11 protein-coding genes and 1 pseudogene are annotated in these 10,147 nt (G+C 40.8%); 4 read left to right on the forward strand and 8 right to left on the reverse strand.

Features of this window, described 5'->3' with window-relative positions:
- Positions 1-122 precede the first annotated feature (122 nt).
- Positions 123-641 carry a GNAT family N-acetyltransferase gene (locus PR833_RS17940; protein WP_163767733.1) on the forward strand — a complete coding sequence of 173 codons (519 nt, stop codon included), beginning with the start codon at positions 123-125 and terminating at the stop codon, positions 639-641.
- A gap of 45 nt (positions 642-686) precedes the next feature.
- Here PR833_RS17940 and dhaL read toward each other — a convergent pair whose 3' ends face one another.
- The 3 genes from dhaL to PR833_RS17955 all read right to left on the reverse strand — a co-directional run bounded on the left by dhaL (position 687) and on the right by PR833_RS17955 (position 3,328).
- On the reverse strand, positions 687-1,307 hold the full coding sequence (dhaL, locus tag PR833_RS17945) for a dihydroxyacetone kinase subunit DhaL (protein ID WP_272526391.1): 621 nt from the start codon (positions 1,305-1,307) through the stop codon (positions 687-689).
- Between the two features lie 63 nt (positions 1,308-1,370).
- Positions 1,371-2,441: a dihydroxyacetone kinase subunit DhaK gene (dhaK, locus tag PR833_RS17950; protein WP_004925762.1), complete on the reverse strand. Its 1,071-nt coding sequence runs from the start codon at positions 2,439-2,441 to the stop codon at positions 1,371-1,373.
- A gap of 218 nt (positions 2,442-2,659) precedes the next feature.
- On the reverse strand, positions 2,660-3,328 hold the full coding sequence (locus tag PR833_RS17955; protein ID WP_004925758.1) for a 7-cyano-7-deazaguanine/7-aminomethyl-7-deazaguanine transporter: 669 nt from the start codon (positions 3,326-3,328) through the stop codon (positions 2,660-2,662).
- A 169-nt stretch (positions 3,329-3,497) separates the two neighbouring features.
- Between PR833_RS17955 and tusA the strand changes: the two genes are divergently transcribed.
- Positions 3,498-3,752 (forward strand): sulfurtransferase TusA, encoded by a 255-nt coding sequence (tusA, locus tag PR833_RS17960; RefSeq protein ID WP_141173453.1) that lies wholly within the window; start codon positions 3,498-3,500, stop codon positions 3,750-3,752.
- Between the two features lie 68 nt (positions 3,753-3,820).
- On the opposite strand, the gene PR833_RS17965 is transcribed toward tusA, so the two are convergent.
- The 3 genes from PR833_RS17965 to PR833_RS17975 all read right to left on the reverse strand — a co-directional run bounded on the left by PR833_RS17965 (position 3,821) and on the right by PR833_RS17975 (position 8,225).
- Positions 3,821-4,786: an Rpn family recombination-promoting nuclease/putative transposase gene (locus tag PR833_RS17965; RefSeq protein ID WP_272526392.1), complete on the reverse strand. Its 966-nt coding sequence runs from the start codon at positions 4,784-4,786 to the stop codon at positions 3,821-3,823.
- Between the two features lie 267 nt (positions 4,787-5,053).
- On the reverse strand, positions 5,054-7,453 hold the full coding sequence (locus PR833_RS17970) for a zinc/cadmium/mercury/lead-transporting ATPase (RefSeq protein ID WP_272526393.1): 2,400 nt from the start codon (positions 7,451-7,453) through the stop codon (positions 5,054-5,056).
- A 142-nt stretch (positions 7,454-7,595) separates the two neighbouring features.
- Entirely contained in the window at positions 7,596-8,225 is a 630-nt protein-coding gene (locus PR833_RS17975; protein WP_004925743.1) for a lysoplasmalogenase, read from the reverse strand.
- Between the two features lie 55 nt (positions 8,226-8,280).
- On the opposite strand from PR833_RS17975, the gene PR833_RS17980 reads away from it, so the two are divergent.
- Positions 8,281-8,685 (forward strand): DUF2500 family protein, encoded by a 405-nt coding sequence (locus PR833_RS17980; protein WP_004925740.1) that lies wholly within the window; start codon positions 8,281-8,283, stop codon positions 8,683-8,685.
- Positions 8,686-8,690: 5 nt separating this feature from the next.
- On the opposite strand, the gene PR833_RS17985 is transcribed toward PR833_RS17980, so the two are convergent.
- Together PR833_RS17985 and rsmD are read right to left on the reverse strand one after the other, a co-directional pair.
- A complete protein-coding gene (locus PR833_RS17985) occupies positions 8,691-8,975 on the reverse strand; it encodes a DUF1145 family protein (protein WP_004925735.1) in 285 nt (94 codons plus the stop codon).
- The gene (gene rsmD / locus PR833_RS17990) at positions 8,965-9,567 is read right to left on the reverse strand and encodes a 16S rRNA (guanine(966)-N(2))-methyltransferase (RefSeq protein WP_169342330.1); all 603 of its coding nucleotides are present in this window, start codon (positions 9,565-9,567) and stop codon (positions 8,965-8,967) included. Before rsmD ends, PR833_RS17985 begins: the two co-directional genes overlap by 11 nt.
- A gap of 217 nt (positions 9,568-9,784) precedes the next feature.
- Here rsmD and PR833_RS17995 point away from each other — a divergent pair.
- Positions 9,785-10,147: pseudogene (locus PR833_RS17995) on the forward strand (signal recognition particle-docking protein FtsY); the annotation flags it as partial.

A 10,147-nucleotide genomic window follows, 5' to 3' on the forward strand; every position in this document is an offset into this window, starting at 1 on the left:
AGCTGTTTAGTTAACCCGTTAGGGAGAAAGGAGCCCACCTTTCTCCCTTTTTTGTAATAGTACTGCCATATTCTATCATGTCGTAGTAACCTTATGATTTAATGCATAATGATAGGTTTGACATGTTAGGCACGGATCCCTCCTTTAGACTTAGAAAATTGACGCGAGAAGATAAGGACTTCTTTTTTCAACTGTATACGAACCTCGATGTTTTACGTTTTATTTCTAACCCAAAAACGGAAAAAGAAATTCTTGCCGCGTTTGAAAGTCGATTAATCGAATGGAATTTACATTCTGAACATTGGCTATGTTTAGTGATTGAAGATATTGAAACTCACCGGCCTATGGGATTGATTGGCTTTTGTTTATCATTAGTAAATCAACAGCGAGTTGGTGAAATTGGTTATTTGATTGACCCTACTTTTTCAGGTAAGGGCATTGCGACGTCGGCTCTGAAAATGCTGTTATCATCCCCTGATTATGCACAAATTCGCACATTTATAGCAGTAGTGACCGAAGGTAATATTGCTTCTGAAAAAGTGTTGGTTAAAAACGGATTTTCTATACAAAAAGTGATTACTGCAAACTATGAGATTAATGGTTTTGTGTATGATGATATTTGTTATGAATTAAATCGATAAAACATCACGCTGGTGGTGAATAAACAACACCAGCGTGATGGAGAGTTAAAGTGATTTCTGTAAAGTTTCCAGCAGTAGCAACACTGATGTTCCACCAGGATCTGCATGGCCTATACTGCGTTCACCTAAATAACTGGCTCGGCCTTTTCGTGCTTGCATAGGGATTGTTGATGCCACACCTTGTTTTGCTGCTTCTACAGCCGCACTTATTGCTTCATTTAAGGTTTGTGAAGTCGCTTTTTCAAGTGATTCACAAACAGGCCACCAAACATCGCACATGGTTTTATCATTAGGTTCGGCTTTGCCTCGTGATACAACACCTTCCGTTCCTTCTTTGAACAGCTCAGCTAAATCAGCAATGCTTAAATTTTCTTTACCCGCAGCACTTTGCGAAGCTTTAATAAAAAATGTGCCGAAGAGTGGACCACTTGCGCCACCGACACTAGATAAGAGTGTCATTCCGGTGGTTTTCAGTAAGGTAGCAATATCTTTGTCTTCAACAGAAGGTAATTTTTCGGCTACTTTCTGAAAACCACGATGCATGTTGAGTCCATGGTCGCCATCACCAATAGCGGTGTCTAGCTCGGTAAGCCGATCTTGTTCATCAGCAAAAGTTTGTGAACACTGTATCAACCAATGATAAATTTGCTGTTGTGTTAAGTTCATGATGTTTTGGCTCCATTTTTACTGCTTAATTTATTGGTTATTGGGAGTAGAAGTTTTGTGTTATCAACACTTCCAACGTAAAGCCGGGGTATTGACTGGTTCATCCCATAACATTAAGTCTTCATCATCCACTTTTAATAGCGTAATTGAGATGCCTTGCATATCAAGTGCGGTGCAATAGGAGCCGACAAGGCTACGTTCAATAGTCAAACCAAAATCGTGACAACAAGTTTGTAGTCGGTGGTACACAGCGTACAACTCAGATAATGGTGTGGCGCCAAGGTTATTAACTAATGCAATTACGCGATCGCCTTTTTTCAGAGGGTGTTTAGTGTGTTTATGCTCTTGCCAGCAGCCATTTTCACGATCCCATTGGCGGATTATGCGTTCGTAGTGACCGTTTTCGAGCAAAGTTTCAAACATTTGATCGACAGTATCGTCTAAATTAGTAAATTTGCGCCGTTCAATGCCGGGCTCTCCGTGGATCCCCACGCCAAATTCCATTTCGTTATCTGGAAGTTCAAATGAGCGTTTTCCTGCCGCGGGTACGGTACAGGCTTGTAAGGCAACACCTAAACTATAACCATGATTATTGATCTTGTGGCCTAGTTCCACTAATTGCTCAAGAGAATATCCTTTGGTCGCTGCCGCGCCGAGTATTTTTTCCATCAAAACGGTATTAGCGACACCTCGGCGTCCTGCTGTGTATAAACTATCTTTTACTGCAACATCATCATCAACTAATACGGTAGCGATTTTGATCCCTGCATCGTGTAAGAGTTCAGCGGCCGTTTCAAAATTTAGGACGTCACCAGTGTAGTTTTTTATGATCATTAATACACCTTCGCCGCTATCGATGGCCATTGCACATTCCATCATTTGGTCTGGTGTCGGGGATGTAAACATCTCTCCTGGGCATGCCCCATCTAACATTCCTTGACCAATATATCCGCTATGCATCGGCTCATGACCGCTACCCCCACCGGAAAGTAGGCCAACTTTGCCTTTGATAGGTGTATTACTATGAACGAGGTAGGTTGGGTCAACATTCAAACGTAATTCAGGATGAGCAGCAATAAGCCCTTGATTGACTTCACTTATAATATCTTCAACACGGTTAATCAGTTTTTTCATCTTATAAACTCCAAAAGATAGAGAGTGATGGTTATTTCTGTTCGCTTGTGTTCTTTTTTGGTTGAATTAAAACGGAATTGGCGCGGATCGTTTCGATTGTGCAACCAGACTATCACGGCTGTGAGATTATTGATGAATAAAACCAATAAAATGAGAGTTAGATCGGTAATTTTTCAGAGGTGAGCGAAGGGGAGTACTATTTCCCCTTCGCAGTTGCACTAATGTTGATTGGCGAGTTTTTGCTCGGCAGTTTTGGCAAAAAATGTCTTCAAAATAAAATTGAGTAAAACACCATAAGCAGGTAAGAAAAATAGCATACAAATAAATAGCTTAAAGGTATAGTCAACTAAGGCAATCTCTACCCAATTCGCAGCCATAAAAGGATCACTGCTTTGATAAAATGCAATAAAGAAAAAGGCAATGGTATCAATTAAATTACCGAAGAACATGGCGCAGGCGGGGGCAACGTACCAACGTTTATTTTGACGTAATCGGTTGAACACACTGACGTCCATTATTTGCCCAAGAACATAAGCCATAAAGCTAGCAGCGGCAATTCGAGCCACAAATAAGTTAAATGTATTTAATGCTGCTACTCCTTGCCATTCACCTTGAAAAAATAGAGCTGATATAACATAGGAAATGAGTAGAGCAGGCAACATGACCGCAGTGATGATCCGACGTGCAAGTGGTGCACCATAAATACGTACAGTAAGATCAGTTGCTAAGAAAATAAATGGAAAGGTAAACGCTCCCCATGTGGTGTGAAAACCGAAAATATTAATCGGCAACTGTACAAGGTAGTTACTAGAGGTAATAATTAAAATATGAAATAAAGACAGCCAAATTAATGCACTGGCTTTTTGCTGTGCTGTGAATGAAAACATATTGTACCTTTTTAAGTAGCAATGGGGTGAGGGAACCCATAAAAAAACTTTCCCGACATTGGGAAGTGCGCATAATACGCTTGTTGCGCAACAAAAGCAAAACTGTTACGTCAGAGAGGATAATTTTATTATATAATTAGAGCATCTTTTATTTTTTAGAAGCGTAGTTATGTCTGATTTATTTTTAAATGCCACTAAAACTCTTAATACACTTGGTTTGCGTTGCCCTGAGCCAGTTATGCTAGTTCGTAAAACTGTTCGAGGAATGAATGCTGGCGATACTTTACTCATCATTGCAGATGATCCTGCAACTACACGTGATATCCCCGGTTTTTGCCGTTTTATGGAGCATGAATTGCTGGCAGTTGAAACGGAACAAACCCCATACCGTTATTTGTTACGTAAAAAAACGGAAGGCCTGTAAGCCTTTTTTAGTTAAATAGGCTGCTTGCGTGCGGTGAGCTTAAAGGCTATCGCACGAATATGGCATTATTACTGGTAAGTGCCCTTATCCTCTTGAATGATAAGTTGTAACTCCTCATAGCTAAAATTTAGGCTCTTCATCACAAGTTCGAAGCTTGCACCATTTTTTAGGAGTGAAAGTGCATTTTCATGCCTGGCTTTTTGCATGCCTTCTATCTTGCCTTCTATCTTACCTTCTATCTTACCTTCAATCTTACCTTCTAGTTTGGCTTTATCTTTTAAACGTTGAGCGATATTCATAGCAACACCTTGATGGTTTTCGATTTGTTCAATTAACTGTTGAATTATTTGTTCAAAATACTGAGATGAATCTAACGTAGTGAGCAGATAATTAATAATAATGCTGGTATCTTGCTCACTATTATAGTGCCTATTTAATGCTTGGGCGAGCAGACTAGCCACTTGCTGATATTCGTCACGTAGATTTTTATGCTTCAATGCAAGTTCCATTACTGCAATCTTTCGATGATTAACTAACTCATTGTCATCAATAACAGTGATATCCACTAATGGAAATGGATTAAAGTACAGTTTATCAGCGAGTTCGGGCCAAGAAAAACAGTGAGTCCATGTTTTCAAATAGGGATAGGGGGAGCTATCTCCATGGTAAAATAAAATAGGTACTACGAGTGGTAAACTTTTATGGCCTTGCTGAAGGTGTTGATTCATTGCCAAAAATGAATAATGCATTAAGCGCCAACTCATTAATTTATCAGGTGTTGATTGATGTTCAATAAGGAGGTAAAGATAGCCATCACCAACTTCTGTTTGTACAGTATAAAGAACATCAGATAATCGAGAGCGCAGTTTTTTATCGATAAAAGAAGAGTTAGTAAGTGCTAATGTATTAAAGTCACATAAAGACCGAATATGTTCTGGCAAATGAATGTCGAAAAAATCGCGAGCATTATCTATTTGGGTTAAAAAACCTTTAAAAGCGGCATCATGTGGTGTTGTAGGGGCTTTTTGTATCATACTCGCTACCTTCATCAATGTCCTTATGTTACGAAGATATTAGCGAATATAGAGATAAAATAGAAAAAAGTTACTCCTAATTTAGCGTGAAAAAATAATTTATTTTTTATAAGCGACATCTCATTACTTGTTGTATTTAAAGTCTTTATTGCTATTTAATAAAAATTAAAATGTAAGAAATGATAGTTTACTAGATAATAATGATTAAACGTTCTATTTATAACAAAGAAGCGCCGTTATGGCGCTTCTTTAATAATACAATAAATATTATTTTTTAATTTGTGGTAGTTTTACTTTTAGTAAACGTACCGCATTTGCTGTCACTAAAGCTGTTGCTCCTGAGTCAGCAAGAACAGCGACCCAAAGCCCTGTTATTCCCAGTAGGCTGGTAACTAGGAAGATTGCCTTTAACCCTAAGGCTATTGTGATATTTTCACGAATAATCTTACGAGTGGACTGTGATAAAGCAATCACTTCAGGTAATCCAGTTAAACGGTTATGAGTCAAGGCAGCATCGGCAGTTTCCAAAGCAACATCCGTTCCGCTACCCATTGCTACACCAATACTTGATGCTTTCATGGCTGGGGCATCGTTAATACCATCGCCGACCATCATAGTGCTATGGTTACGGTTTAATTCCATCACAGCAGTGACTTTATCTTCAGGCAGTAAACCTGCACGGTATTCCATACCTAGTTGACCAGCTATAGCTGCGGCTGCGCGAGGATTGTCGCCTGTTAGCATCACCGCATTAACATTCAAAGCCCTTAACATACTCATGGCATCTATCGCATCGCTTCGTAATGTATCTTGCAGTGCGATTAAGCCGATGATTCGGTTATTTTCCAGTGTGATAACGACTGTTTTGCCTTCCGCCTCTAGTGATTCAACTCGATTTTGCCAAATCCCATCAAGTGGGCTATCCAAACGGCTTGGGGCGCTCACTAACACATGTTTACCATTAAGATAACCTTCAACCCCTTTCCCTGCGAGAGCCTTACGATTTTCGGCTTCAACGACGTTAATTGATAAGGCTTCTGCCTTATTTATAACGGCTTTTGCTAAAGGATGATGAGAGCCTGCCTCAACAGATGCAGTGATTTGTACTAGTTCATTTTCAGTTATACCGTCGACAGGAACCAAATCAGTAACATGAGGTTTACCTTCCGTCAACGTTCCTGTTTTATCTAGTGCAATAGTGGTGATTGAACCTAACTGTTCGAGCGCTGCACCGCCTTTAATTAATGCACCACGACGTGTGGCGGCTGCTAACGCAGAGGTGATTGCCGCAGGTGTAGAAATCACTAAAGCACATGGACAACCAATCAGCAGCAAGGTTAAGCCTCTGTAGATCCACGTTTCCCATGGTGCGCCAAAGAATACGGGAGGGATCACCACGACTAATGCTGAAAATAGCATGATCAGTGGAGTATAGATACGACTAAAGCGGTCGATAAAACGTTCAATTGGTGCTCGACGTTCTTCAGCTTCCTCAATCAATTGCAAAATACGGTCAATCGCGTTTTGCCCTTGCTCTGAAACCACTTTCATCTGTACTGTGCGATCGACAGATAAGCAGCCTGCCGCTACTTTTTCGCCAACATTACGTTCGACGGGAACAGATTCACCCGTGAGTGAGCTTTCATCAAAGCTGGCGAAGCCGGAGATCAATTCCGCGTCAGTTGGTAAGCGACCACCGGGTGCAATTTCAATGATATCACCTGGACGTAGCTGTGAGACTGGAACTGTGGTTTTCTGACCATTTTTAATTAATAAAGCTTCTTCTGGTACAAGTGCCATAAGAGCACTGACACCGCGTCGTGCTCGACCAGCAGAGTAAGACTCCAGCATTTCCCCCAACATAAATAGTAAGATAACCATCGCGGCTTCTTCTGTTGCCTGAATAAAGATGGCACCTATAGCGGCGACAGTCATCAGGGTCTCGATCGCAAAAGGTGTACCAGTACGGAGCAAACGTAATGATTTACGCGCAATGGGATAAAGGCCAAATAAAGTCGTTAGTGTAAAAGCAATGAGACCAATTTGAGGGTTAATGCGCTCCACCCCCCAGCTAATAGCCATTAAGATTGCTAAGATGATCACAGGCTTCGACTCGCTCAATAGGCTAGGCGGAGGTGTAATAGCAGCAGCGCTATTGATACCAACATCTAATAGCTCATAGCCAGCCGCTTCTACGGTTGCGCGGACAGCGGAACTAATATCTTTATCGGCATCAACAACGAGTTTTTCTGTGGCAAATAGGACTTTAGCCTGTTTTACCTCAGTGATTTGTTTTACCGCATTTTCGATTTTTTGAGCGCAGCTAGGACAATCCATACCGCGAATTATCCAATTGAAACGTTGCCCTGCGGCTTGTGCAGGTGCAACATCATTTTGCAGCTCACTTGAAGAACTACAACATGCCGTATGCTGATGGCTATGCTCATGTTCTTGATGATCATGTGCTTGATGAGAGGTTGAACAGCAGCTCTGGTGCTGATGAGCCTCCTCATCATCGTCAGGATGTTTCTCGACAGTATCGTGTTCGTGAGTATGTGAGTCATTACTTACATTTTTACTGTTTTGAACCGCAGTTGAAGAGCAGCTGCTGCTCGAACAGCAAGCGCTATTATGTTGATGTGCTTCTTTATGGTTGTGTGAGTGCATATGCGCCCCCTTATCAAACAATGACCTTAATCAATATTGATAAGTCTATACTTTGGAGTCTACTCCAGAGTCAAATAGATTAGGGGATGCCAATTGATAAAAAATGCTATTTGAGAATTTTATCAATTGGCAGTGAAGAAAGTTATAAATAGACCGCGCGGATAATGAAGAATTGTCCGAGGAAATAGAGGGCCGCGACAATGGCTTTCGACGCTTTAAAAGGAAAGCGGAAACGAGCAATTAGCCAAATACAGTTAGAAATAAACAGCAAAAATGCCCCGACCATGATTGAGAAGTTGTAATCGCGACCTAGGCCAAAGAATTGGTCACCGGCTACCCAAGCCATAATCATACTCATGATTAATAATGCAAAGATCATTGCCTGTAACTCTTTGAGTTTTGTCCAAATTACACCTAAAGTGATAGCTGCAATAATCAGAGGTATTGGGAGCCAAGGGAGATATAGGCTGAAATCTAACTGCATACCAAAACTGATGGTATAAAGAAGATAACTTACAAACAGCAAGGTTACAGATGCAAGTAAGCGCTCACTTGAAAACATTCTCATCATATCGGCGAGTAATGAAACTGCCAATGCAGCAAGGATCAAATATCCTTGTGTGGTGAGAAAATCTGCATTCCAGCCCCAGAGCAATAACAGTATCAGTGTGACGGGACGAAATAACCAACGTTGCCACTCAGGGCCACGATATGCTGCATCAACATACAGCCAACCAGAAAAAAGTACTGCAAGGAATGGCCAACTAATCATAAACACATCCTTATAAATTCAATGAATGAAGCAACTAGGGTGGTGTTCCTTCTGTATGATTAAGATAAACTATACTGATGAACACTTTAAGCACAATGTTAACTTTATGAATAAACCTATCTTACTTATTATCGTATTGGCGATTATTGCTGTCTTGGCAACAAAACGCTTTTTTGACCAACGCAAGCAAAATGAGATCAATGATAATGCTGTGCCAGTCAGTTATTCGGTGGTTGTTGATAGTAAAAAAGATTACCCTTATCCCAATATGCGTTCCCGTGAACGGGATGTGGTTTCACCTGAAACCTTTCGTTATGAGGTCTATTTTAAACCACTAAATAATACGGCTGTGATTAAAGTGATCGTCAGTGAATCTCAATATCAAGCTATTGAACAGGGTCGCCAAGGAACGCTCCGTATGCAAGGAACCCGGTTCTTAAGTTTTGAGCCTGACGAATAACCTAATTATTCTTTCTTATTATTCTCAAGCGCTTGTTTTTGCTTTTTTTGCATTGCTAACATTTCAAAGACACCGAAGAAAAAAATTCGGGTCTGTAACCAGCCGGATAATTTTTCTCCTTTAGCGAGTGTTGCTTTCAGGAGGACAGTTTGCAGTGCATGCATAACAATCATAAATATCATGGCAATATCCATAAAATATTTAAATGGCTTAGGAAAAGGCTGGATTAGATTAAATATCATAAACCCCCAAACGCAAATCATTAGCACTCGACCTGCATTAACTAGCATGGCTGTTTTCCTCAATTGAATGGCGAATAAATAAACGATAAGCCACTTGCCCCGCAATTTTCTCACGATGCAGTTGCCAATTAGTGGGGATGTCAGTAAGTGGTGACTCCGCCTCTGACTCAACATATATCCAGCTTTCATCTGCCAGCCATTGGTTTTTTTCTAACAACTGGATAGTGTCGCTTAAGAGTCCTTTACGAAAAGGAGGATCAATAAATACAACATCAAAAGGTGTACCATTTTGACCCAGTATTTCAAGGCTGTTACCGTTGATAATGTTAGCATTATCAGATTGCAGGCGCGCTTTATTTTCTGTTAGTAACTGGGCGTTTTGTTTATCCAATTCAATAAACGTCACACTATCGGCAAAGCGTGATAGTGCTTCAAATCCTAATGAACCACTACCAGCAAAGCAGTCAAGGCAACGAGCTTCACGTATGATAGGCATTAACCAGTTAAATAAAGTTTCTTTGATTCTATCTGTAGTGGGACGTAAGCCCTCACTATCACGAACAGGGAGCTTTCGCCCGCGCCATTTGCCACCGATAATGCGTATCTGACCTAAAGAGGCGCTTTGTGGTTTTTTTGCCATAATATCCATTGCTACTCAGTTTTGTTGAGCTTTATAAAATGCGTTGTCTTATTGTAACGCGCCATTTTCACAGTTTTAACTTAAAAAATCAGATTAAATTGTCATGATTTTTCTTTCAGATATGTGTTGCGGCGCGATGAAATGATAGACTGCATGTAATTTTATTGCGATTTAATTATGAAGCGCCATGTTTTTACCGCGAGGAGTGTAGTGGCTGATGGCTAAAGACAAGAAAAAAGGTTTTTTCTCATGGTTGGGTTTTGGTCGTAAAGACGAGAAAGAGGCTCAACAGCAAGAAGCAGAACAACAAAAAAAGATAGATGCAGACAAAGAGATAGAGCTGCAAAAACAAGACATTGATGCTACAAAAATGGCAGAAGAAGCTGAACGTCAGTATCAAGAGAAAAAAGCAGAGGAGCAGGCTGCAATTAAAGCGGCTGAAGAAGCCGCAGAGCGTCAGTATCAAGCAGACCAAGCTGCTATTAAAAAGGCAGAGGAAGAGGCAGAGCGTCAGCGCCAAGCCGAGCTAGCCGCAATCAAAGCGGCGGAAGATGAAGCAGAACGCCAACGCCAAGAGGCG

The organism is Providencia sp. PROV189 (assembly GCF_028480065.1).
GTDB classification, from domain to species: Bacteria; Pseudomonadota; Gammaproteobacteria; order Enterobacterales; family Enterobacteriaceae; genus Providencia; species Providencia stuartii.